Raw genomic sequence first — 24,029 nt, 5'->3', positions numbered from 1 at the left:
GGAGCCAAGCTCCGTCGATACGCAGTAAGAAAGTTCGAGAACCTGGGGCGAGCCCCTGCCGCCTTCTGGCGTGCTTGTTGTCCGTCGCATGTCTCGGGCATGCGCCGCTCCGGTAATGCTTTTTGCGCTGCTGCCTCTTCAGGTGCGGCGTCGTCTGTTGCGGGTGGGCGCCGCCGCGCGCGGTTCCAGCGCGGGGGCTTCCTCGCCCTGGCTGCCCCACCATTCGCCCACGCCCCAGAGTTTTCTCTCGGTGTCGGCGATCTGTGACTTGATGTTGATCTTTGCGGTGGCGGCCATGAGCGCCGCCAGGATTTCTGCCACCAGAAAGGCCGGCAGCAAGGTATCGAAGAACGATGCGCCCTTGTTGGGCACGATGATGGCTTCGCTGGCCATGCGCGCCATGGGCGAGCTGGCGCTGTCGGTGATGACCACCAGCCGCACGCCGGCCTTCTGCAGATGGGTGGCAATCGACATGGCCCGGCGCGAATGTGGCGCCATGCTGCAGATCAGCGCCACGTCGCGCGAGGAGGGCTGGTGCATCAGCTTCATGATGCCGCTCTCGCCGGCGCCATCCACCAGTGTGACGTTGCGCGCAAAGAATTCACACACATGGGCAAACTGGAAGGCCACCGGGAAAGAGCCGCGCAGGCCCAGGCAAAAGATGTCACGCGCCGCCGACAGCAGCTTGGCCGCGCGCATGATGGCCGGCATGGTGGAGCCGCTGGCGAAGGAGCGTATCTGCGCCTCGGCGGTCTGCACCAGGTCCATGGCCAGGGCTTCCTCGCCGATGCGCTGGTGCAACTCCACCAGGCCCTGGGCGCGTGAACCGAATTCGCTGCCATGGCTGCGCAGGCTGGCCTTGAACACTTCGCGCACGGCGTCGTAGCCGGACAGCCCGAGCGCCTTGGCAAAACGCGTCATGGTGGACGGTGGCAGCTCGATCAGGCGCGCCTGTTCGCGCATGGACAGCACCGCCACCTCATGCGGGTGATCCAGCACGAAGGCAGCCACCTCGCGCACCTGACGCGGCAGGCGGTCGAAGCGTTCCTTGATGAGGGCGGTCAGCGCAGCTTGGTTCACGATGCAGGACAAGGGGCGGAAGATAGCCCTGCATGAGCAACATGTGTGCCAATTGCCGATGCAAACGATACAAATGAACCATTTGCGTCCGCGCTTGGCCTGCATCAGCACGGGCCTGCCACCAGGCTTGCCCCGTCCCGGCGACGACCGGGGGCGATACAAACGAAACAGAAATCGGCCCTTGCTGTATCGGTCGCCTCTCCCGCGCCATGGGGATGGCGCGGCGCCCGGACCGTGTCAGCCGCTGCGCGGCGCCCCGTCATGGGACATCACGCCCCATGCCGACGCAAAGCCGTGGGCGATGTTGCGCCCTCAGCTCGCCAGATGCGCGGCGGAACGGGTGTGCAATTCGCGCAGCAGGGAGAGGAACAGTTCAGCGCGGTGCGTGGAAGGACGGTGCGGGTCGGTCACGGCGCAGATGGGATGGACGAAGGTGGGACTGGCGCGGCGCGCGCGCAGGGCATAACGCTTGCCGATCAATTGCGCGTAGTGGGTGGGCAGCAGGCCGACATAGTCACCGCTGGCCACCAGCAGGGCGATGGCTTCCAGGCCACCGGCCTCCGGCCCGCGCTCGTATCCGTCGCCGGCCAGCACCTGATCGACATAGGGATGGGGCCGGTAGACCAGGGGCCAGACCGCCTTGCGCGGCTCGCCGCCCTCCTTGCGCACGGCGCCATAGAGGCGATGGCTCTCGACGAACAGCGGCAGGTAATCGAATTCATCATCGCCCGGATAACGGCCGCGAATGGCGATATCGACCCGTTGCTCGCGCAGCGCCTGGTTCAGTTCGGGAAAGGTCATCACCTCGATACGCGGCTGTACCTGGGGCGCGCGCCGCTTGAGCGCGGCGATGGCCTGCGGCAACTTGCAATCGGGATGACTCAGGGCATGCTCCACCACCCCCAGCGCCAGCGGCCCGGACAGCACACCATGCACGGCATCGATCTCGGGGCGGATGCGCTCCAGCGAGCGCAGGGCGGTGGTGGCCAGCTTGAGCGCCACCTCGCCCTCGGGCGTGAGCCGGAAACCGGCCGGCCCGCGTTCGCACAAGCGTACGCCCAGGCGTTCCTCCACCTCGCGTACATGGCGACTGATGGAGGCCTTGGACATCAGCAGCACCCGCTCGGCGGCGGCGAAGCCACCGGCCTCGGCGACGTTGCAGAAGACCCGCAGCGAGCGCAGGTCGCGCTCATCGAAATCCAGCCTGATCATGACGCTCCTGTCTGCATGCACCGTTGCGGTGAAATTGCAAAGTCTCGAAAAATGAAACTATACCTCCAAAAGAATCATTTTCTATCATCACCGCGACTCACTACAGTGAATGCATGCACAGCGGCCCATCGCTGCCTCATCGATGCATGCAGGCCCGCTGCATTTCTTCTATCAGGAAACCACCCATGGACAATCTCACCGCACCACGCACCGGCCACAAGACCCTGCTGTATTCGGAGCTGGTCACCGACCTCACCGACTTCAAGGCCGACATCGCGGTCCTGGGGGTCCCCTTCGGCGCCGCCTACGGCCCGCGCCAGTACAGCAACGACCAGACCAATGCGCCTCAGGCCCTGCGCGACCTGAGCGACCGCATGGTGCGCCATCCCAGCCACTATGACTTCGATATTGATGGCCCGCTGCTGCAGGAGCGCGAGGATATCCGCTTCGTCGACTGCGGCGATGTCCTGCCCGACCTGGCCCAGCCGGAGCTGCACAAGCAGCGTGCCGAAAGCGCGGTGCGCCAGATCCTGCGCGGCGGCGCCCTGCCCATCGTGCTGGGTGGCGACCATGGCATCACCAACCCGGTGCTGCGCGGCTTCGACGAAGTCGGGCCGATCACGCTGGTCCATATCGATGCCCACCTCGACTGGCGCGACGAGGTCAACGGCGTGCGCGACGGCCTGTCCAGCGTAATCCGGCGCGCCTCGGAACTGCCCTACGTCAAGCACATCGTGCAGATCGGCCTGCGCGCCCAGGGCAGCGGGCGGCCGGCTGACTATCGCGCCGCCAAGGAATGGGGTGCCGACCTGATCAGCGCCTATGAATTGCACGACATCGGCATGGATGCGGTGCTGGCGCGCATTCCCGATGGCGGCAACTACTACCTGACCATCGATGCCGATGGCCTGGACTGCGCCATCATGCCGGCCGTCGATGGCCCCGCGCCGGGCGGCGTCACCTTCCTGCAGGCGCGCAAGCTGATCCACGGCCTGGTGCGCAAGGGCCGCGTGGTGGGCATGGACATCGTGGAAATCCAGCCGGCCAAGGACAATGCCAGCAAGATCAGTGGCGTCACCGCCGGCCGCCTGATCGTCAATCTCATCGGCGCCACCATCCGCGCCGGCTATTTCGACAAGAAGTAAGAAGCCCCGCTCACTATCCCAACCACCCATTTCCGGAACCGACATGGCTCATACCCGCATCCGCAAGTTCAACACTCGTGAAACCTATCCCGAACAGAAGCTGGACAACGACCTCTGCCAGGCCGTGGTGGCCCGCGGCACCATGGTCTTCCTGCGGGGACAGATCGGCCAGGACCTCGATACCTCCGAGAGCGTCTGCATCGGCGACGTCAAGGGACAGACCGAGCAGGCCATGAAGAACATCGACATGCTGCTCAAGGAAGCCGGCAGCCAGCTGGACCATATCTGCAAGCTCACCATCTATATCTCCGACCCGCGTTTCCGCGAGGATGTCTATACGGTGGTGGGCAAGTGGCTCAAGGGCGTCTATCCGGTCTCGACAGGGATCGTAGTGACCGCCTTCGCTCGTCCGGAATACCTGGTCGAGGTGGATGCCACGGCGGTGATTCCCGACTAGATCAGACCTTTATGCAGTGGCCGCCAGGTGCGGTACTGAAACACTTCCGGTAAGTAGCAGTACTTGGGCCGCATCGATGATGCGGCCTTTTTTTGGAGCGGCGCGGTGGAATGGGGCGTGGTGGGAGGCAGGCGGCAGGCGGTGCGGGCAGCGAAGTCCCGCTCCGTAACCGGCGACCAGGGGCCGCCGGCGGGAGGATCAGCGGGAAGAGTTGTCGCGCGACATTGTCGACAAACCCGAGTACAGGCTGCAGCTATGCGGCGCGCCACGATGGGAACCGGTGTCCAGTTCGCTGGAATCGTTCAGGTAATCGACCAGCTTGCGATAGAGCTTTGCGAAGTAGTGCATGACTTACCCCCTTTCAATGTGCCTCTGTTGGCTGTCTGTTGGCTGATGGTGTCCGTGCTTGACGAACCACCCATGCCGGCTTTACCACCCCACCCACATCACCCGCTTCACGGCCCGGCACGAACCGTATAAATTGTTTATATGATTTATTCTATTTGCATGTGGCGGCCGCGTCTATCAGGAATTTTCTGACATTGGCTTCCTGTTGCAGGTAATCATCACTTTCGGTGCGCCTACATCCCGGCCGCATGCCCCTGCAGCCAGTCGCGAAACGCCGTCATGGCCGTCCCCTGCGGCCGGGATTTGAGGCGGGTGAGCCAGTAGGCGCCGGTGACGATACCGGTCTCGAAGGGGCAGACCAGCCGCCCCTGGCGCAGCTCCCGTTCGAACATCAGTACCGGCAGCAGGGCCACACCGGCCTGCTGGGCAGCCGCTTCGGCCAGCGCCAGCGAGGAGTCGAACACGAAGCCGCGCAAGGGTGGGCAAGGCGCGCCGGCGGCGGCGAACCACTGGTTCCACTCGTCGCTGCGGTAGGAACGCAGCAGGGTCTGGCTCGCCAGGTCGGCAGGGCTGCGCAATTGCGCGGCCAGGGCCGGCGCGCACATCGGCGCCAGCGGCGCCTCGAACAGACGTTCAGCCTCGGTGCCGTGCCATGCACCATCGCCAAAGCGGATCGCATAATCGAGACCCTCGCCGGCCAGATCGACCCGGTTGTTGTTGGTCAGCAGGCGCAGGTCGACGAAGGGATGGTTCTGCTGGAATTCCCGCAGGCGCGGCATCAGCCAACCCACGGCAAAGGTGCCGACCACACCCACGGTGAGCACTTCGCGGCGACGGCCATGTTCGAACTGGCCCAGCACGTCGGCAATGCGTCCGAAGGACTGGGCCACCACCGGCAACAGCGCCAGGCCCTCGTCGGTCAGTGCCAGGCCACGCGGCAAGCGCCGGAACAGGGCCACGCCGAGCCGCTGTTCGAGGTTCTTGACCTGCATGCTCACGGCAGTCTGGGTCACGCTCAATTGCTCGGCGGCGCGGGTGAAGGACAGGTGGCGGGCCGACATCTCGAAGGCGCGCAAGGCATTCAACGGCAAATACATGGAGTCTCCAGGCATCAGATTTTCTTGGGTCTACGGCCAATTATCATGAATTGTGGCCATCGCCGCCACTGCCTATGATCTGGCCTGTCGCAAACCCGCAATCAATAAATTACTAGGAGAAAACATGTCCGGAAGACGCAATTTCCTGGCCCTCACGGCCCTGGCGGCCGGTGGCCTGATCAGCCGTAGCTGGGCTGGCGACGTACAAGGCGCAAGTAAAACTATGGACTCGTCCAGTGTCGTCCAGAAACTGGCGCGGCTGGAAGCCGATATCGGCGGTCGCCTGGGCGTGTCGCTGGTGGATACCGTCCATGGCCGGCAGTGGGGTTATCGCGCCGACGAGCGCTTCCCCATGTGCAGCACCTTCAAGTTCCTGGCGGCGGCGGCGGTACTGCGCCGGGTCGATGAAGGCCGGGAGCGCCTGGCACGGCGCATCGTCTATCGCAAGCAGGACCTGGTCCCCTACTCGCCCACCACCGGCAAGCACACTGGCGGCGCCGGCCTGTCCATGGCGCAGTTGTGCGAGGCGGCCATCACGCTGTCCGACAATACCGCCGCCAACCTGATGCTGACCAGCATGGGCGGCCCGGCCGGGCTGACCGGTTTCGTGCGGACCCTGGGCGACGATCTCACGCGCCTGGATCGCAACGAACCCACGCTCAACGAAGCCATCCCCGGCGACCCGCGTGACACCACCACCCCGGCCGCCATGACCGACGACCTGCGCCAGGTGGTGCTGGGCAATGCCCTGGCACCAGCCTCGCGCGAGCAGATCACGCAGTGGCTGCTGGCCAATCAGACCGGCGACAAGCGCGTGCGCGCCGGCCTGCCGGCGGGCTGGAAGGTGGGAGACAAGACCGGGACCGGCGACCGCGGTACGGCCAACGACGTGGGTGTGGTGTGGACGCCGCAGGGCGCGCCGCTGCTGTTTGCGGTCTATCTCACCGAGAACACGGCCGAAGCGGCCCGGCGCGACGCCGTGCATGCCGAAGTCGGTCGCCTGATTGCGCAGGTGATGGGCTGAGCGCGTCCGTGCTCAATTGAGGTTCAGTTGAGGCTCAGTTGGCAAACTGCAGCGACACCGGCCCCACGCCTTCCAGCGCGGCTTCCACCAGCAGACCGCCGCGCGCCAGTTGCAGGCCGGTACAGGAGCCGGTGGTGATGATCTGACCCCGGCGCCAGGGCTGGCCGCGCTGGGCGCAATGCTGCGCCAGCCAGCCCAGCATGGGCCACAGGTCGGCCGGGTTGCCGCCGCTGGTGCGGGTGATGGGCTGGCCATCGATGACCAGGCTGGCCTCCACCGTGCGCAATGACAACTGCGGCGGCAGCGGCAGGGGCTGGCCGGTCACCAGCGCGCCATGGCTCTGCAGATCGGCCATGCCGGCCCAGGGATTGCCGCAGGGCGGATGTCCCAGGCGCGTCTCCACCACTTCGATGGCCGGCAGGATGGCGTCGAAGACGGTGCGCAGTTCGGCCTCGTCAGGCAGTTGCGCGCCGGGATCGAAATCGCGCCCCACCCGCAAGGCCAGTTCCACTTCCAGTCCGCGCATGCGCCACTGCTGCCCGGCCAGTCGGGCGCCCGAGGGCTGGATGCCGGACTGAGGCAGCGGCGCGCAGCCGGGCGTGCTGCCATCGCCCTTGCTGCCCACCTTCCAGCCACCCACCGGCCCCAGCCGGCGCAGTTGTGCATCCTGCACCGCGTAGGCGGTCTCGGCGTCGCCCACCGCCAGCCGGCGCCAGTCCAGGGCCAGGCCGCTGTGGCGGGCGTCGAGCAGAAGTTGGGTGGCGGCGTCGATGTGCATGAGGGCTCCGGCAATGAGAGGGGAATGGGCAGCGCGCATTGTACTGTCAGGGGCGCCATCGACCAAAGTCCAGCTTCGACCAAGCGATGAAATCGGCCCCGTCGGCACGCTGTCCCGGACCCGCCGATAATGAAGAGAATCACGCTTGACTTCGAGCGCACTCCAACTTCTAGACTGGCTGCCATGACCTCTTCCCTGACCATTGCCCAAGCTGCTGCGGCCACCGGCCTGTCGGTGCATACCCTGCGCTACTACGAGAGGATAGGCCTGCTCGATCCGGTCGAGCGGCGCGACAACCGGCATCGGCGCTATACCCAGGAAGACCTGAACTGGATCGCCTTCCTGAAGAAGCTCAAGGCCACCGGCCTGCCGGTGCGCGCCATGCTGCGCTACGCCGAGCTGCGGCGCGACGGCAATACCGTGGAGAGTGTCATGGAACGCAAGGCGATGCTGCAGGCCCATACGCTAAGCGTCCAGCAAACCCTGGCCGAACTGCAGGAAAACCTCGCCGTGCTGCACCACAAGCTGGCGCTGTACGACACCCTGGAACAGCAGGCGCGCATGGCGCCGGCCATTCCGGCAGGGCTGCCCCGACCGGCCTCAACCAAAGAAAGGATTGCACCATGACCGAACCCATCACCTCCCACCTGCAACCGGAATCCGCCGTCGGCACCCGCCGCCTGGGCAGCAACGGCCCGCTGGTCTCGGCCATCGGCCTGGGCTGCATGGGCATGAGCGATTTCTACGCCCGGCGCGACGACCAGGAATCGCTGGCCACCATCGACCGCGCCCTGGAGCTGGGCATCAACCTGCTGGACACGGCCGACATGTATGGCCCCTACACCAATGAAGAGCTGGTCGGACGTGCCATCAAGGGGCGCCGCGACAAGTTCTTCATCGCCACCAAGTTCGGTTTCAAGCGCGACCCGGCCGATCCCACCGTGCGCGGCGTGGACGGCAGCCCGGCCTATATCCGGCAAGCGGTCGAGGGCAGTCTCAAGCGCCTGGGCATCGAGGCCATCGACCTCTACTACCAGCACCGCATCGATCCCAACACCCCCATCGAAGCCAGCATGGGCGTGCTGTCTGATCTGGTGCGGGCCGGCAAGATCCGCTACATCGGCCTGTCCGAGGCCTCGTCGGCCACGCTGGAGCGGGCGCACCGGGTGCACCCGGTCACCGCGCTGCAGAGCGAATATTCGCTGTGGACGCGCGACCCGGAAAGCGACGTGCTGGCCACCTGCCGTGCACTGGGCATCGGCTTCGTGGCCTACAGCCCGCTGGGCCGGGGCTTCCTGAGCGGCGCCATCCAGCGCGTCGAGGATCTGGCCGAGGATGATTTCCGGCGCAGCAATCCGCGCTTCCAGGGCGAGAATTTCCAGCGCAACCTGCAATTGGTGGCAAAAGTGAAGGAAATCGCCAGCCAGCACGGCTGCACGCCGAGCCAGCTGGCACTGGCCTGGGTGATGGCCCAGGACCCGCATCTGGTCCCCATCCCCGGCACCAAGCGCCGGCACTATCTGGAAGAAAATGCCGGCGCCTGCAATGTGAAGCTTTCCGCCCAGGATCTGCAGAACCTGGACGCGGTCTTCCCACGCGGCGCCGCCGCCGGTGAACGCTACACCGAAGCCAGCATGAAACTGCTCAACGGCTGATTCTCTGGCCGCCCCCTGGCCGATCCCTGGCCGCCGCCTGGCCGATCCCGCAGCAGACCCCGCACCCGGCGCCGACCTCGGCGCCGGGCCGGCGACCTCCCCGAACCACCGACCTTCCGCCCCGCCCCTACGTAGTCCTACTGAGTCGCTCTACGTGGTGCCCCGCTTGTTCTGCTTGTCGTAAATGCCAATACTACGACCAACAAAAAAAGCCGCATCCGCGTGCCGACAATCCACGATCAGGGACATTCACCACCAGGCTGCAGCCAGCCGGCTGAGCGCATCCGTCGGCAGGCTGCCGCTGCGCACAGGTTCAGCATCAACACCCGGACATGACCTGTCCGGGGGATAAAAAAACAGGGCGTCAAAAACGCCCTACCACCTTCAAAACGACAGAGGAGAACAGATGTCCGTCGCTGCCCCATCCGCAAAGAGTCCTTTGCGCCTATTGCTGTTGCTGCCTTTCATCGCCCTGCTCTGGGTACCGTTCTACAACCAGGAACTGCCCAGCCTGTTCGGCTTCCCCTTCTTCTACTGGTATCAGCTGGCGTGGGTGCCGCTGACTTCCCTGATCATCTGGCTGGTCTATCGTGATGGCCTGAAAAAGGGAGTCGAGTGATGGAGACCACCAACATCCACTGGACCGCCCTCTGGGTCTTCCTGTTCTTCTTCGTGCTGGTCACCGTGCTGGGCTTCATGGCCTCGAAATGGATGGCCGGCCCCAGCAACAAGGGCGCCCACCTCGATGAATGGGGCCTGGGTGGCCGCAACTTCGGCACCTGGATCACCTGGTTCCTGGTCGGCGGCGACTTCTATACCGCCTATACCGTCATCGCCGTGCCGGCGCTGGTCTATGCGGTGGGGGCCTATGGCTTCTTCGCCCTGCCCTACACCATCCTGGTCTATCCCATCGTGTTCGTGATCATGCCCAAGCTGTGGCGTGCCGCCCACAAGGCCGGTCACGTGACCGCCGCCGACGTGGTCTGGGGTCGCTACCAGTCGCGTCCGCTGGAGTTCGCCATCGCCCTGACCGGCGTGGTCGCCACCATGCCCTACATCGCGCTGCAGCTGATCGGCATGGAAGTGGTCATCAAGGCCCTGGGCCTGACCGGTGAACTGCCGCTGCTGGCGGCCTTCGTGATCCTGGCGCTGTACACCTACTCGGCCGGCCTGCGGGCACCGGCGCTGATCGCCTTCGTCAAGGACATCATGATCTACATCGTGGTGATCGTGGCGGTGGTGGTGGTGCCGGCCAAGCTGGGTGGCTACGGTGCGGTGTTCAGCTCGGCGCGCGATGCCTTCGCCCTCAAGGGTGGCGCTACCGGCCTGACCCTGAAGCCCACGCAGTTCCTGCCCTTCGCCTCGCTGGCCCTGGGTTCGGCACTGGCGGCCTTCATGTATCCACATACGCTGACCGGCATCTTCGCCGCCAAGGACGCCAATACCATCCGCAAGAACGCGGTGTTCCTGCCGGCCTATACCGTGCTGCTGGGTCTGATCGCGCTGCTGGGTTACATGGCCTATGCCGCTGGCATCAAGGTGCAAGCCAACAACGACGTGGTCCCGGCGCTGTTCAACAACCTGTTCCCGGGCTGGTTCGCAGGCTTCGCCTTCGCTGCCATCGCCATCGGTGCGCTGGTGCCGGCTGCGGTGATGTCCATCGGTGCCTCCAACCTGTTCACCCGCAACTTCTGGAAGCCTTACGTCGATCCTGGCATCAGCCATGAAGGCGAAGCCAAGGTGGCCAAGATCGTGTCGCTGGTGGTCAAGTTCGGCGCGCTGGTGTTCATCCTGTTCCTGCCGACCAAGTTCGCGCTGGACCTCCAGTTGCTGGGCGGCGTGTGGATCCTGCAGACCTTCCCGGCCCTGGTGTTCGGCCTGTTCGTGGGCTGGTTCGGTGCGCGCGCCCTGCTGTGCGGCTGGGCGGTGGGCATCGTCGGTGGTAGCTGGATGGCCTTTGCCGATGGCATCAAGCCGGTCCATAGCTTCATCATCGGTGGCGAGACCTACACGCTCTACACCGGCCTGATCGCCCTGACCCTCAACGTGGTCGTGGCCGTGATCGCCAACCTGATCTTCGGCAAGGGTTCGCAGCCCGCGCTGAAGCGCTGAGCGAGCGCCTGCGGGCGCCCGTCGTAGAAAAGCCGAGCCCGACCCATGTGGTCGGACTCGGCTTTTTTGTTCCCCGAAGCCGGTGGCCGTTACGTTCTCAGGCCAGCGCTTCCAGACACAGGGCGATACCCTGGCCACCGCCGATGCACAGCGACACCACGGCGCGCCGCTGGCCGGTGCGCTGCAGTGCGTGGGCGGCCTTGGTGATGAGGATGGCCCCGGTGGCGCCGATGGGGTGACCGTGGGCGATGGCGCCACCGTCGATGTTGAGGATGTCGGACGGAATGTCCAGCTCACGCTGCACCGCCAGGGCGATGGCGGCAAAGGCTTCGTTGATCTCGAAGCGGTCCACTTCGCCCAGGCTCCAACGGGCGCGGGCCAGCGCCTGGCGGATCGCCGGCACCGGTCCCAGGCCGAACATGCCCGGCTCCACGCCGCTGACGGCCGCTGCGCGCACAACCACCAGCGGGGCCAGGCCCAAAGAATCGGCGGTCTCGCGGGTACTCACGATCATCGCCGCCGCACCGGCATTCACGCCGGGCGCATTGCCGGCGGTGATGCTGCCGTCCTTGCGGAAGGCCGGCTTCAGGCGGGCCAGCGATTCGACCGTGGTGTCCGGGCGCACGGACTCGTCCTGGTCGAAGATCTGTTCACCTTTCTTGCTGGTGAGGGTAATGGGCAGGATCTCGCGGCTGAAGTAGCCGGCCGCCTGGGCGGCGGCGAAGCGCTGCTGGCTCTGCGCGGCGTAGTGGTCCTGCTGCTCGCGGCTGAGGCTGAACTGCTGCACCAGGTCTTCGGTATGCCAGCCGGAATGCTTGCCGGAGAAGGCATCGTTGAGGCCGTCGCTGAGGATGGCGTCGATCACCGCGCCATCGCCCATGCGCATGCCGGCACGCGCCCCGGGCAGCAGATAGGGGGCGCGCTCCATGTTTTCCATGCCGCCGGCGATGACACAGCGCGACAGCCCGGCGCTGATCTCGCCCAGTGCCGTCACCACCGCCTGGGCGCCGGAACCGCAGACGCGGTTGATCGCCATGGCCGGGGTCTCGACCGGCAGACCGCCCTTGATCGCGGCCTGGCGGGCCGGGTTCATGGCGTTGCCGGCCTGGATCACATTGCCCATCACCACCGAATCGACCACTTCCGGGGCGATACGGGTGTTCTGCAAGACCGCCCGGATCGCCTGGGCGCCCAGCTCCACGGCGGGGACGTCCTTCAGACTGCCGCCAAAGCTGCCGATCGCGGTGCGACGCGGCGAACTGATCACGATTTCCTGCTGCATGGCCTGCTCCTTCCTCACTAGTCGTTCATCACCCATGCCCCGCCTGCGACCACCCGACGGGGGGCGCTGACAGGCAGCGGCACACCGTTGCCATCCCGACAAGAGGCCGGAAGGCAACTTACTTTCATAATGCAACTTACTAGATGCTATCACTGCGGACGCCGATTGGCATCTCGTAGTTTTGCTGTTGCCGGGGTGGGGTCGGTAAGTCAGGAGGGGTCCCGCCATCGAACGACGGCGGGCGGTGACGCAGCGAGAAGCGCCTCAGTCGGCGCTGCTGGCAGCCGGATGTTCGGCCAGCGGCACGAAGGTATTGCTGGCGGCATCCAGCGCCAGGATGGAGCCGGATTCGATGTCATAGACCCAGCCGTGCAGCGCCAGGCGGCCCTGCGCCAGGGCCACCGCCACCGAGGGATGGGTGCGGATGTTGTTCAGCTGGGCGATCACGTTCTCGCGCACCATGCCGTCGATACGGTCCTTTTCGGTGGCGTGCGGACGGGATTCGTTGATCATGCGGGCCGCATCCGTATGGTGCAGCCAGTTGCGCACGGCCGGCATGTGATCCAGGCAGGCACAGGTCGCCACCGCGGTCATGGCGCCGCAGTCGGAGTGGCCGCAGATGACGATGTCGGAGACTTTCAACTGCGCCACCGCGTATTCCACCGTGGCACTCACGCCGCCCGGCTCGGGGCCGAAGGACGGCACGATGTTGCCGGCGTTGCGGATGACGAACAGGTCGCCCGGTTCGCGCTGGGTGACCAGCTCCGGCACCATGCGGCTGTCCGAACAGGAGATGAACAGGGCCTTGGGTGTCTGCCCGGTGGCCAGGGTCTTGAACAGCTCCTTGCGGGAGGGGAAGACGTCCTGCTGGAAGCGCAGGAAGCCATTGATGATGTCGCGCATGGGGGGAGTCGCCTCAAATATTAAGTTTCAACGGCGACATTATGAACCGGATTTCGAACATGCTGACGGCTACGCTTATCTATCGGGACACATCGCCTTTCTTGCGCAAATAGCAATGAATAGCAATGAATAGCAAAAATTAAGTTTTTCACTTGAGATTTCTAATACTTTCCTTTGATAAACTCCGAGGCTCGGAGGAGCACCACGCTCTCTGTGGGCTCTTTTCGAGGCAGTCCTGGTCGCTTTGGGGTGACCATTTCTATTAATAAATCGGGGAAAAAAAACTTATGATCACTAGGTATGTCACCACCGTGGCAGCTATCGCCATGGTTTCCGTGCTCGGGGGTTGCGCCACGGAAAGTTCACGCAGTCTGCCAGTGGCCCAGGTGGCCAGCGCCAACCAGGCCTATCAGGGCGCACGCAGCCCGATCGCGGTGGGCAAGTTCGATAACCGTTCCAGCTATCTGCGCGGCATCTTCTCGGACGGCGTCGACCGTCTCGGCGGCCAGGCCAAGACCATCCTGATCACCCATCTGCAGCAGAGCAATCGCTTCTCGGTGATGGATCGCGACAACATGAACGAACTGGCACAGGAAGCCCAGTTGAACAAGCAGGCGCAATCCCTCAAGGGTGCCAGCTATGTGGTCACCGGTGACGTCACCGAGTTCGGCCGCAAGGAAACCGGCGACCGCCAGCTGTTCGGCATCCTCGGCCGCGGCAAGTCGCAGGTCGCCTACGCCAAGGTCAACCTGAACATCGTGGACGTGAATACCTCGCAGGTGGTCTATTCGACCCAGGGTGCGGGGGAATACAGCCTGGACAATCGCGAGATCATCGGCTTCGGCGGCACCGCCAGCTATGACTCCACGCTCAATGGCAAGGTGCTTGACCTGGCCATCCGCGAAGCCGTCCAGAAACTGGTGACCGGTATCGATTCCGGCGCCTGGAAGCCCTGATTCCCCCACAGGAAGCGAGTAACCCAATGATGAAGACAAAGCTTGCCGCAGGCTTCGCCCTCGGCCTGGCGCTGGTACTCACCGGATGCGCCAATCACGCACAGAAGTCCCTGTACGGCTGGGGCAACTACCAGGACCAGCTCTACGAACACTTCAAGACCGAAGGCAACGGCAATGAAGCCGAGATCGCTGCGCTGGAAGAAAACCTGCAGAAGATCCGCGCCAGCGGCGACGCCGTTCCCCCTGGTTATCACGCCCACCTGGGCATGCTGTACGCCTCCATCGGCAAGGAAGACCAGTTGATCCAGGAACTGCAGACCGAAAAGGCGCTGTTCCCCGAATCGACCGCCTACATGGATTTCCTGATGCGTAACTACAAGAAGGGAGCAGCAAAATGATTTCGGGCACATTCAAGAGCCTCGCCGCTACCCTGCTGGTGCTGCTGGCCACCGGCTGCGCCACCCAGAAGAAGCCCTATGACTACGCCGAGTTCAAGGCCGCCCGCCCGGCCTCGATCCTGGTGCTGCCACCGGTGAACAATTCGTCGGAAGTGATCGCACCCTACGGCCTGATGTCCCAGGCCACCCAACCGCTGGCAGAATCGGGTTACTACGTGATCCCGGTCTCGCTGGCGGCGGAGACCTTCAAGCAGAACGGCCTGAGCAATCCGACGGACATCCAGGAACTGCCGCCGGCCAAGCTGCGCCAGATCTTTGGTGCGGACACCGCGCTGTACATGACCATCACCAACTACGGCACCGCCTATAAGGTGGTGCAGAGTGAAACCCTGGTGTCGGCCGATGCCAAGCTGGTCGACCTGCGCTCCGGCAAGCTGCTGTGGGAGGGATCGGCCAGGGCGTCCAGCCTGGAGCAGCAACAGAACTCCGGCGGCGGACTGCTCGGCGTGCTGGTGTCGGCGATGGTCAACCAGATCATCAACACCGCCAGCGACACCAGCTACAAGATGGCCGGTATCACCAGCTATCGCCTGCTGCGTGCCGGCAGCCAGAACGGACTGCTGTACGGCCCGCGTTCGCCGCAATACCAGAAGGACTGAACTTGCTGGCGTGATCCATCAGTAACCAGGTAAGCAGGCAAGCAAACGCCGCTGCGAGCACTTCGCAGCGGCGTTTTCTATTGGCGATCTGTGATTGGCGTTTTGCGCGTAGGCAGTCAGGTCAGGCAGCCGCCAGCTGGTACTTGCGAATCTTGTCGTAGAGCGTCTTGCGCGGAATCCCCAATCGTTCGGCGGCCACTGCCACGCTACCCTCGCTGTCCTTCAGGGCGGCGGCGATGAGGCCGGCTTCGAACTGTTCCACCTGCTCCGGCAAGGGGGACGCCGGCAGGTCGCCGGCCGGCGCACCAAGGCCGGCAATCTGTTCCACGCCCAGCACCCAGCGGTCGGCGAAATTGCGCAGCTCGCGCACGTTGCCGGGCCAGTCGCGCTGTTGCCACTGCTGCATCTGCGCTGCCGTCCAGGGGGGCGACTCGCGCCGGTAACGCACCGCCGCCGCCTGGCAGAAATGCGCCAGCAGCAGCGGGATGTCGCTGCTGCGCTGGTTCAGCGCCGGCAGGTCGATGGCGACCACGCCGATGCGGTAGTACAGGTCTTCGCGGAACTGGCCCTCGCCGGCCAGCTTCAGCAGGTCGGCCTTGCTGGCGGCGATCACGCGGCAATCGATGGCGACCGACTCGTTGCCGCCCAGGCGCTCCAGGCGCCGCTCCTGCAGCACGCGCAGCAGTTTGACCTGCAAGGCCAGCGGCATGCTTTCGATCTCATCGAGGAAGAGCGTGCCGCCGTCGGCATATTCCAGCTTGCCGACGCGACGCTTTTGCGCACCGGTGAAGGCGCCGGCTTCGTGGCCGAAGATTTCGCTCTCGAACACGGTTTCCGGCAAGGCGCCGCAATTGAGGGCCACGAACGGCCCCTTGCGGCCGCTGGCGGCATGCAGCTGGCGCGCCACGACTTCCTTGCCGGTCCCGGTCTGGCCGTTGATCAGGACATCCACGTCGGCCGGCCCCAGGCTGCGGATGAGCGTGCGCACGCGTTCGATGGCGGGCGACTGGCCGACCAGCGGTGGCAGTTCCGGGTCATGCGCCCAGGCTTCGCGCAGGCGGCGGTTTTCCAGCACCAGGCTGCGCTTTTCCTGGGCGCGCAGGGCGATCTCCAGCAGGCCGTCCGAACTGAAGGGTTTTTCGACGAAGTCATAGGCGCCGGCACGCATGGCCTCCACCGCCATGCCGACGTCGCCGTGGCCGGTGACCACGATCACCGGCAGGTCGGGGTCGATGGCCACCACATGCGCCAGCACCTGCAGACCGGACCAGCCCGGCAGGCGCACATCGGTCACCAGCACGCCGGCAAAGTCGCGGGTCAGCAAAGGCAGGGCCTGCTCGGCGCTGGCGCAGGCGGTCACCGTAAAACCCTCCAGCTCCAGCGCCTGGGCGGTGGCGTGGCGCACGGCCTGCTCGTCCTCGATCAGGATGGCGCTCTGGGCGCCGCTTGGTCTGTCCATCAATTCTCCGTCTTCAACAGGGGCAGGCGCACCACGAATTCGGCGCCGCCTTGTTCATGATTATGCGCGCTCAACTGACCATTCATGGCTTGCACGATCGATGAGGAAATCGCCAGTCCCAGCCCCAGGCCCTTGCTGGAAGACTTGGTAGTGAAGAAGGGTTCGAACAGGTGCGGGGCCACCTCGTCGGCAATGCCGGTACCGGAATCGCGGATGCGCAGCACCGCCTGGCGCTGGGCGTGATCGACCTCCAGCAGCACGCAGACGCATTTGCGCGGCGCCTCTTCAACGGCATCCAGGGCATTGCGCAAGAGATTGATCAGGACCTGCTCGGTGCGCACCACGTCGCCGGTGACGTGGACGGCTTCGCGCAGTTCGATGCGCACTTCGACGCCCTGCTTCTCGAAGTCGCCCGACAGCAGCAGCACCGAGGCCTCGATGGCCTGGCGCAGATCGACCGCCACCGGCGCATCGCCGCTCTTGCGCGCAAAGCCCTTCAACTGGCCGATGATGCGGCCCATGTGGGCGCTGGCGCTGCTGATGTGTTGCAGGTTTTCCGCCACCTGGGCCTGCTGGCCACGGGCCAGGAACTTCACCGAATTGTCGGCAAAGGCGCGGATCGCCGCCAACGGCTGGTTCAGCTCGTGTGTGACGCCGGCCGCCATCTGCCCCAGCATGGCCAGCTTGCCGGCCTGGACCAGCTCGTCCTGGGTGCTGCGCAAGAGGCTTTCGGTCTGCTGCAGCTTGGCGTACTTGGTGGCGATGGCCTGGTTGGCGGCGGTCAGTTCTTCGGTGCGCTGGGCGATGCGCTGATCCAGTTCCTCGGCGGCGCGGCGCAGGGCATCGCGTGACTCCAGCCGCTCCTGCAGGCGGCGCCGGTGCTGGTACCAGGCCAGCAGCGAAATGGCCAGCGCCAGCATGAACAGGGCGGCGGCCATGGTGGAGAGCATGGCCGTGCGCTGCATGCGCGCCTGCGAGGGAAACAGCATCAGCTGCCAGCCCAGCCGCCCCACCGTGCGTGAGACGTGGGTGCCGAAGCCGCGCTGCAGGGCCGGCGGCAGCGCCGTCACCGGAGTGATGGGCAGGTCCGCATATTGGTGGGTGCCGGCCAGCTCCTGCTGCACCGGCGCGCTCAGGGCCTGCAAGCTGTGGTATTTCCATTCCGGCCGGTTGGAGAGGAAGACCACGCCGCCGGCATCGGTCAGGGTGATCGGATCGCTGCTGCTGCGCCAGGTATGTTCGAATTCGGCCAGGTCCACCTTGACCACCATGACGCCGATGGGCAGGTCACCCTCGGCCTGGTCCTGGCGCCGGTAGATCGGTTGCGCGATGAAATAGCCCGGCTCGCTGGAGATATTGCCGATGCCGTAGAAGCGCCCTGCCCGCCCCTGTACTGCCTCGCGGAAGTAGGGGCGAAAACCGAAGTCGCGCCCGACAAAGCTGAACTCATCGTCCCAGTTGCTGGACGCCAGCGTCAGTCCACGGCGATCCAGCATGAAGATATTGACCGCCCGGGATTGCTGCTGGATGGTCTTGAAGGCGCGGTTCAGGCGATCCACCGCCAGGGCGTCCTCGGGATGCTGCAGGACCTGGCGCACATCGGTCTGGAAGCCCAGGGCAAAGGGCAAGGCCTCGTACTTCTGCAGGATCGATTCCAGGTCCAGCGCGGCGATCTGCAATTGCGCCGCGCCCATGTTCTGCTGGTCGGTCGCCGCCTTGCGCAGGGCTACGCGATAGGTGATCCCGCACACCAGCAGCGTGGTGGCGAAGAACAGGATCAGGATCAGCAGGTTGCGTCTGGCTCGCATGCGTTCGAAATGACAGGTCCGCGGGGATAAAAGCAGCGCGGCGCCCCGCTGGGCGCCGCGTTGAAGGCCACATGATAACGCGACCGCCGAAGCTGCCGCGCTGAACCTGCGCTGATGCTGGCGTTACACCAATCAGGCCGGCTTGTGCAGCTTGCCCGGCTCGGCGGTATCTTGCTCGTCCGGGTTCATGGCGACATCACCCTTGAGGTGGCCATGGCGTTGCGGGTCGGGCATGCGCAGGCTGATGATCAGGGCCACCAGGCACAGGGCACTGACATACCAGTAGAAGGCCGATTCCACGCCAGCCGACTTCAGCGACAGCGCCACGAACTCGGCCGAACCGCCGAAGATGGCGTTACCCACCGCATAGGACAGGCCCACGCCCAGGGCGCGCACTTCGGGCGGGAACATCTCGGCCTTGATCAGGCCACTGATGGAGGTGTAGAAGCTGACGATGGTCAGGGCCAGGATGGCCAGCGCCATGGCCACGCCCGGGCTGCTCACATCCTTCAGGAAGTGCAGGATGGGGAAGGTGCCGATCATGCCGAAGAAGGCGAAGCAGAGCATGGAATTGCGACGGCCGATCTTGTCCGAGATGGCGCCGAAGATCGGTTGCAGGATCATGTAGACGAACAGCGCGCCGGTCATGACGCCGTTGGCGACCTTGGGGTCCATGCCGGCAGTGTTGACCAGGTACTTCTGCATGTAGGTGGTGAAGGTGTAGAACATCAGCGACCCACCGGCGGTGAAGCCGACCACGTTCAGGAAGGCGCGCTTGTGCTGCAGCAGACCCTTCAAGGTGCCGGCGTCCTTCTTCTTGCGTGCACCGGCCGACGAGGTCTCGGCCAGCGAGCTGCGCAGGTACATCGCCACCAGCGCACCGACCGCGCCCAGCACGAAGGGAACGCGCCAGCCCCAGGCCATCAGCTCGGCCTTGGTCAGCCATTGCTGCATGCCGAACAGCACCAGCACGGCCAGCAACTGGCCGCCGATCAGGGTCACGTACTGGAAGGAGGCGAAGAAGCCGCGACGACCATTGGGCGCCACTTCACTCATGTAGGTAGCCGAGGTGCCGTATTCACCGCCCACCGACAGGCCCTGGAACAGGCGTGCCAGCAGCAGCAGGGCCGGAGCCCAGGCACCGATGGTGGCGTAGGTCGGCATCACGGCCACGGCCAGCGAGCCGCCGCACATCATCAGCACCGAGATCAGCATGGAGGTCTTGCGGCCATGCTTGTCGGCGATGCGGCCGAACAGCCAGCCGCCGATGGGGCGCATCAGGAAGCCGGCGGCAAACACGCCTGCCGTGTTGAGCAACTGGCTGGTGGGGTCGCCCTTGGGGAAGAAGGCCGGCGCGAAGTAGATCGCGCAGAAGGAATAGACATAGAAGTCGAACCATTCGACCAGGTTGCCCGAGGATGCGCCGAGGATGGCGAAGATGCGCTTGCGGTACTCTGCCGCGCTCAGTTTGACGTTGTCGCTCATGGATATCTCCTGTGTGGGCCGCTCCTTCCCGGCGCTGGCGCGTCGGTCGTGCGGCGGGTCATCTTGCTTTTGGTGGAACCGGAACAAGGCAATCAGGAGAGCGACGCAAGCAGCCGTCAGGGTGTGGACGATGCTGGCCCGCATCAGAGGTCTGTCTCCGTTTTTGCTTTTGTTTTGTGGCTCTTATTGCAGGCTTCGTGCCAACAACCAGGCAGGGTCTCGAAAATACGTAAGTCATTGATTTAATTGTATTTTCATTTCCATGGCAGATAAAAACGTGCAGGCGTCCGGGCGGATTCCCGGAATGCTGCCGCGCCGCATGTCCGGGAATCCATCCTGACCACCCCGCTGGACGGGACGAAAAAAAACGGCGCATGTCTGTTCGACATGCGCCGCCTTCGCGGTCTTGCGCTTGAATCAATGCGCCATCAGCGTGCCATCAACGCTCCGAGAGCGCATCCATGACGCACAGGGCGGTCATGTTGATGATGCGGCGCACGGTGGCCGACGGCGTCAGGATATGCACCGGCTTGGCACAACCCAGCAGGATGGGGCCGATCGCCACACCGTTGCCCGATGCGGTCTTGAGCAGGTTGTAGGCGATGTTGGCGGCATCGATGTTGGGCATGACCAGCAGGTTGGCGTCACCCTTCAACGGCGAATCCGGAATCACTGCATGCAGCAGCTTGGATTCGAGCGCGGTGTCGCCGTGCATTTCGCCATCCACTTCCAGGTCCGGTGCGATCTCGCGCAGGATGCCCAGCGCTTCGCGCATCTTGCGGGCCGATTCGCTGTTGCTGGAACCGAAGTTCGAGTGCGACAGCAGGGCGGCACGCGGGTGCAGGCCGAAGCGACGCATTTCCTCGGCAGCCAGCATGGTGATCTCGGCCAGCTCGCGGGCGTTGGGGTTTTCGTTGACGTGGGTGTCCACCATCACCAGTTGGCGATTGGGCAGGATCACCGCATTCATCGCGGCATAGACATTGACGCCTTCGCGCTTTCCCAGGACCTGGTCGATGTAGTGCAGGTGCAGCTGGGTGGTGCCGTAGGTGCCGCAGATCATGCCGTCGGCATCGCCCTTGTGGATCGCCATGGAGCCGATCAGGGTGTGGCGGCGACGCATTTCCAGCTTGGCGTACTGCTCGGTGACGCCCTTGCGACGGGACATCTCCAGGAAGCTTTGCCAGTAGTCGCGGTAGCGATTGTCGAAGTTGGGGTTGATGACCTCGAAGTCGGTGCCGGGGCGCAGGCGCAGGCCGAACTTCTTGATGCGCTGTTCCAGCACTTCCGGACGACCCACCAGGATGGGCTTGGCCAGGTTTTCATCGACGATCACCTGCACCGCGCGCAGCACGCGCTCTTCTTCACCTTCGGCGTAGACGATGCGCTTGTTGGCTTCGGCGGCCTTCTTGGCGACCTGGAAGATCGGGCGCATGAAGGTGCCGCTGTGGTAGACGAACTGTTCCAGCTTCTCGATGTAGGCATCCATGTCCTGGATCGGACGGGCGGCCACGCCGGAGCTCTCGGCAGCACGCGCCACGGCCGGCGCGATCTTGATCATCAGGCGCGGGTCGAAGGGCTTGGGAATGATGTATTCCGGGCCGAAGGACAGGTTGGCGATGCCATAGGTGGCGGCCACGATATCGGACTGCTCGGCCTGGGCCAGCTCGGCGATGGCGTGGACGGTGGCGATCTCCATCTCGCGGGTGATGGTGGTGGCGCCCGAATCGAGCGCACCACGGAAGATGTAGGGGAAGCACAGGACGTTGTTGACCTGGTTCGGATAGTCCGAACGGCCGGTGGCGATGATGGCGTCGTCGCGCACGGCCATCACTTCTTCGGGCAGGATTTCCGGGGTCGGGTTGGCCAGGGCCAGCACCAGCGGACGGGCCGCCATCTGCTTGACCATCTCCGGCTTCAACACGCCTGCGGCCGACAGGCCCAGGAAGATGTCGGCATCGGGGATCACTTCGGCCAGGGTACGGGCATCGGTTTCGCGGGCGAAACGCTCCTTGTCCGGGTCCATCAGTTCCTTGCGGCCCTTGTAGACCACGCCGGCCAGGTCGGTGACGTAGATGTTCTCGATCGGGAAGCCGAGGTCGACGATCAGGTCCAGGCAGGCCAGCGCTGCCGCGCCCGCGCCGGAGACCACCAGCTTGACGTTCTTGATGTCCTTGCCGACCACCTTGAGGCCGTTCAGGATGGCGGCGCCGACGATGATGGCGGTGCCGTGCTGGTCATCGTGGAAGACCGGGATCTTCATCTTCTCGCGCAGCTTGCGCTCGATGTAGAAGCACTCGGGGGCCTTGATGTCTTCCAGGTTGATGCCGCCGAAGGTCGGCTCCAGGGCCGCGATGACGTCGATCAGCTTGTCCGGGTCGGTTTCGTTGATTTCGATGTCGAAGACGTCGATGCCGGCGAACTTCTTGAACAGCACGCCCTTGCCTTCCATCACCGGCTTGGAAGCCAGCGCACCGATGTTGCCCAGGCCCAGCACGGCGGTGCCGTTGGTGATGACGGCCACCAGGTTGCCACGGGCGGTGTAGCGGAAGGCGTTGAGCGGGTCGGCCACGATTTCTTCGCAGGCCGCGGCCACGCCGGGAGAATACGCGAGGGAGAGATCACGCTGGTTGGTCAGCAGCTTGGTGGGCGTGACCGCGATCTTGCCCGGGGTCGGAAACTCGTGGTAATCCAGCGCTGCCTGACGAAGTTGCTGACGCACTTCTTCTTTCTTACTGATCATCGAATCCATAACTCTGTATTCTCTAGTTGACTTGCGAAGGGGGTCGATTCTAGCAGAGGTCGGCCCTCAATCATAGGCCGACGGCCTTATGCTGCCCCGCGCAAAGCCTTTTCGGGACTGGCTTTGCGGCGTTTCACCAATGGCACATGATGTTCGCGAACATGGCCTTTCAGCGGGCAGATGACGTCCGGTTACCGTGTGATGTGCGCATTTGCGCACAGCTTGATTTCCGGCACGACAGGCTGCCACCGCCACCCAATGACGGGTATTGGGGAAAACCCCTAGACTTTGAGGAACACACGGGACTAGCCTGGATAGCGCCCTCCCGGCCGGCTTTCGCTGCACCGCAGCAATTCACAATGCGCACACAAGAACTGACGGATATTGTGCGCCTGAAGCCATGACGGATTGGTTACAATCGGCCCCATGCTTTCCGAATTCGAACTCATTGCGCGCTATTTCAGCCGCCCACCCGCCCCCGACAGCCGCACGGCGCTCGGCGTGGGGGACGACTGCGCGCTGATGACACCGGCACCGGGCATGCAACTGGCCATTTCCAGCGACATGCTGGTCGCCGGCCGCCACTTCTTCCCCGATGCCGATCCCGCCACGCTGGGCCACAAGTGCCTGGCCGTGAACCTGTCCGACCTGGCCGCCATGGGTGCGCAGCCGATCGCCTTCACGCTGGCGCTGGCCCTGCCGGAAGCCCGCGCCGAATGGCTGGCGCCGTTTTCCCGGGGCATGCTGGCGCTGGCCGATGAACATGGCTGCGAACTGATCGGCGGCGACACCACCAAGGGGCCGCTGACCATCAGCATCACCGTGTTCGGCGAAGTGCCGCCGCAACAGGCGCTGCGCCGCGACGCCGCGCGCGCCGGTGACGATCTCTGGGTCTCCGGCAGCCTGGGCGATGCGCGCCTGGCACTGGCCGGCTATCGCCACGAATTCAGCGAGGACCAGGCCGTCAATGCGGAAGAACTAGCCGTCGCCGCGCCGCGCATGCACGCACCGACCCCACGCGTGGCACTGGGCCTGGCCCTGCGCGGCATCGCCCACGCCGCCATCGATATCTCGGATGGCCTGGCCGGTGACCTCGGCCACATCCTGACGCGCTCCCGCGTCGGCGCGACGCTGGACGTGGACGCCCTGCCGCCCGGCCCGGCGCTGCAGCAGCGCGACCTGCACCTGCGCCGCCGCTTCACGCTCTCCGGTGGTGACGATTACGAACTCTGCTTCACCGCTCCGGTACGCCAGCGCGACGCCGTCTACAAGGCCGCCCAGGCCGCCGGCACGCCGGTCACCCGCATCGGCAGCATCGATGCGGCTGCCGGCCTGCGCCTGCTGGATGCGGCAGGCGAACCCCTGCAGGACACGCCGGATTCCTTCGACCATTTCCGTTCATGAACCAAGCTGCCACGCCCTTCCCCC

General features: G+C 64.8%; 22 protein-coding genes. 11 read left to right on the top strand and 11 right to left on the bottom strand.

What is annotated here, in order from left to right:
- Positions 1-138: 138 nt before the first annotated feature.
- Together HBH1_RS14525 and HBH1_RS14520 are read right to left on the bottom strand one after the other, a co-directional pair.
- Complete coding sequence (locus HBH1_RS14525) at positions 139-1,080, bottom strand: MurR/RpiR family transcriptional regulator (RefSeq protein WP_039874981.1); 942 nt, start codon at positions 1,078-1,080, stop codon at positions 139-141.
- 312 nt (positions 1,081-1,392) lie between these two features.
- Complete coding sequence (locus tag HBH1_RS14520; RefSeq protein ID WP_102663327.1) at positions 1,393-2,292, bottom strand: LysR family transcriptional regulator; 900 nt, start codon at positions 2,290-2,292, stop codon at positions 1,393-1,395.
- A 185-nt stretch (positions 2,293-2,477) separates the two neighbouring features.
- Here HBH1_RS14520 and HBH1_RS14515 point away from each other — a divergent pair, with 185 nt between their 5' ends.
- Both HBH1_RS14515 and HBH1_RS14510 read left to right on the top strand, forming a co-directional pair.
- Positions 2,478-3,437 (top strand): agmatinase, encoded by a 960-nt coding sequence (locus HBH1_RS14515; RefSeq protein ID WP_006462805.1) that lies wholly within the window; start codon positions 2,478-2,480, stop codon positions 3,435-3,437.
- A gap of 43 nt (positions 3,438-3,480) precedes the next feature.
- A complete protein-coding gene (locus HBH1_RS14510) occupies positions 3,481-3,894 on the top strand; it encodes a RidA family protein (RefSeq protein ID WP_006462806.1) in 414 nt (137 codons plus the stop codon).
- A gap of 198 nt (positions 3,895-4,092) precedes the next feature.
- Here HBH1_RS14510 and HBH1_RS25210 read toward each other — a convergent pair whose 3' ends face one another.
- Together HBH1_RS25210 and HBH1_RS14505 are read right to left on the bottom strand one after the other, a co-directional pair.
- Positions 4,093-4,242, bottom strand: coding sequence for a hypothetical protein (locus tag HBH1_RS25210; RefSeq protein WP_006462807.1), 150 nt, complete (start codon positions 4,240-4,242; stop codon positions 4,093-4,095).
- 233 nt (positions 4,243-4,475) lie between these two features.
- Complete coding sequence (locus HBH1_RS14505) at positions 4,476-5,339, bottom strand: LysR family transcriptional regulator (protein ID WP_102663326.1); 864 nt, start codon at positions 5,337-5,339, stop codon at positions 4,476-4,478.
- 124 nt (positions 5,340-5,463) lie between these two features.
- On the opposite strand from HBH1_RS14505, the gene bla reads away from it, so the two are divergent.
- Positions 5,464-6,363, top strand: a complete 900-nt coding sequence (bla, locus tag HBH1_RS14500) for a class A beta-lactamase (protein WP_102663325.1) — start codon at positions 5,464-5,466, stop codon at positions 6,361-6,363.
- A gap of 34 nt (positions 6,364-6,397) precedes the next feature.
- Here bla and HBH1_RS14495 read toward each other — a convergent pair whose 3' ends face one another.
- Entirely contained in the window at positions 6,398-7,141 is a 744-nt protein-coding gene (locus tag HBH1_RS14495) for a fumarylacetoacetate hydrolase family protein (protein ID WP_102663324.1), read from the bottom strand.
- Positions 7,142-7,324: 183 nt separating this feature from the next.
- On the opposite strand from HBH1_RS14495, the gene HBH1_RS14490 reads away from it, so the two are divergent.
- The 4 genes from HBH1_RS14490 to mctP all read left to right on the top strand — a co-directional run bounded on the left by HBH1_RS14490 (position 7,325) and on the right by mctP (position 10,908).
- Positions 7,325-7,768, top strand: coding sequence for a MerR family transcriptional regulator (locus tag HBH1_RS14490; protein ID WP_006462811.1), 444 nt, complete (start codon positions 7,325-7,327; stop codon positions 7,766-7,768).
- Complete coding sequence (locus tag HBH1_RS14485; RefSeq protein ID WP_102663323.1) at positions 7,765-8,796, top strand: aldo/keto reductase; 1,032 nt, start codon at positions 7,765-7,767, stop codon at positions 8,794-8,796. Before HBH1_RS14490 ends, HBH1_RS14485 begins: the two co-directional genes overlap by 4 nt.
- Positions 8,797-9,235: 439 nt before the next feature.
- Positions 9,236-9,415 carry a DUF3311 domain-containing protein gene (locus HBH1_RS14480; protein ID WP_102663322.1) on the top strand — a complete coding sequence of 60 codons (180 nt, stop codon included), beginning with the start codon at positions 9,236-9,238 and terminating at the stop codon, positions 9,413-9,415.
- The gene (mctP, locus tag HBH1_RS14475; RefSeq protein WP_102663321.1) at positions 9,415-10,908 is read left to right on the top strand and encodes a monocarboxylate uptake permease MctP; all 1,494 of its coding nucleotides are present in this window, start codon (positions 9,415-9,417) and stop codon (positions 10,906-10,908) included. Before HBH1_RS14480 ends, mctP begins: the two co-directional genes overlap by 1 nt.
- A 97-nt stretch (positions 10,909-11,005) precedes the next feature.
- Here the strand turns inward: mctP and HBH1_RS14470 are convergent, their stop codons facing one another.
- Both HBH1_RS14470 and HBH1_RS14465 read right to left on the bottom strand, forming a co-directional pair.
- The gene (locus HBH1_RS14470; RefSeq protein WP_102663320.1) at positions 11,006-12,190 is read right to left on the bottom strand and encodes a thiolase family protein; all 1,185 of its coding nucleotides are present in this window, start codon (positions 12,188-12,190) and stop codon (positions 11,006-11,008) included.
- Positions 12,191-12,454: 264 nt separating this feature from the next.
- Positions 12,455-13,093, bottom strand: a complete 639-nt coding sequence (locus tag HBH1_RS14465) for a carbonic anhydrase (protein WP_006462816.1) — start codon at positions 13,091-13,093, stop codon at positions 12,455-12,457.
- 287 nt (positions 13,094-13,380) lie between these two features.
- On the opposite strand from HBH1_RS14465, the gene HBH1_RS14460 reads away from it, so the two are divergent.
- From HBH1_RS14460 to HBH1_RS14450, 3 genes are read left to right on the top strand one after another with little or no spacing between them, the layout of a single operon-like run.
- A complete protein-coding gene (locus tag HBH1_RS14460) occupies positions 13,381-14,049 on the top strand; it encodes a CsgG/HfaB family protein (protein ID WP_102663319.1) in 669 nt (222 codons plus the stop codon).
- A 26-nt stretch (positions 14,050-14,075) separates the two neighbouring features.
- Positions 14,076-14,447: a DUF4810 domain-containing protein gene (locus HBH1_RS14455; protein WP_102663318.1), complete on the top strand. Its 372-nt coding sequence runs from the start codon at positions 14,076-14,078 to the stop codon at positions 14,445-14,447.
- Entirely contained in the window at positions 14,444-15,106 is a 663-nt protein-coding gene (locus tag HBH1_RS14450; protein ID WP_102663317.1) for a DUF799 domain-containing protein, read from the top strand. Before HBH1_RS14455 ends, HBH1_RS14450 begins: the two co-directional genes overlap by 4 nt.
- Positions 15,107-15,227: 121 nt before the next feature.
- Here the strand turns inward: HBH1_RS14450 and HBH1_RS14445 are convergent, their stop codons facing one another.
- From HBH1_RS14445 to HBH1_RS14430, 4 genes are all read right to left on the bottom strand, one after another.
- Positions 15,228-16,565, bottom strand: coding sequence for a sigma-54-dependent transcriptional regulator (locus HBH1_RS14445; RefSeq protein WP_102663316.1), 1,338 nt, complete (start codon positions 16,563-16,565; stop codon positions 15,228-15,230).
- Positions 16,565-18,373, bottom strand: coding sequence for a sensor histidine kinase (locus HBH1_RS14440; protein WP_102663315.1), 1,809 nt, complete (start codon positions 18,371-18,373; stop codon positions 16,565-16,567). The genes HBH1_RS14445 and HBH1_RS14440 overlap by 1 nt, the downstream gene beginning before the upstream one ends.
- Before the next feature lie 132 nt (positions 18,374-18,505).
- Positions 18,506-19,858, bottom strand: coding sequence for an MFS family transporter (locus HBH1_RS14435; protein WP_006462819.1), 1,353 nt, complete (start codon positions 19,856-19,858; stop codon positions 18,506-18,508).
- A 439-nt stretch (positions 19,859-20,297) separates the two neighbouring features.
- The gene (locus HBH1_RS14430; RefSeq protein ID WP_102663314.1) at positions 20,298-22,610 is read right to left on the bottom strand and encodes an NADP-dependent malic enzyme; all 2,313 of its coding nucleotides are present in this window, start codon (positions 22,608-22,610) and stop codon (positions 20,298-20,300) included.
- A gap of 417 nt (positions 22,611-23,027) precedes the next feature.
- On the opposite strand from HBH1_RS14430, the gene thiL reads away from it, so the two are divergent.
- On the top strand, positions 23,028-24,005 hold the full coding sequence (gene thiL / locus HBH1_RS14425) for a thiamine-phosphate kinase (RefSeq protein WP_102663313.1): 978 nt from the start codon (positions 23,028-23,030) through the stop codon (positions 24,003-24,005).
- The last annotated feature ends 24 nt before the right edge of the window (positions 24,006-24,029 follow it).

Origin of the sequence: Herbaspirillum sp. BH-1 (genome assembly GCF_002870055.1) — a bacterium.
Lineage (GTDB): Bacteria > Pseudomonadota > Gammaproteobacteria > Burkholderiales > Burkholderiaceae_D > Herbaspirillum > Herbaspirillum frisingense.
The sequence above is the reverse complement of the archived record's forward strand: the minus strand, read 5'-3'. Positions and strand labels throughout refer to the sequence as shown.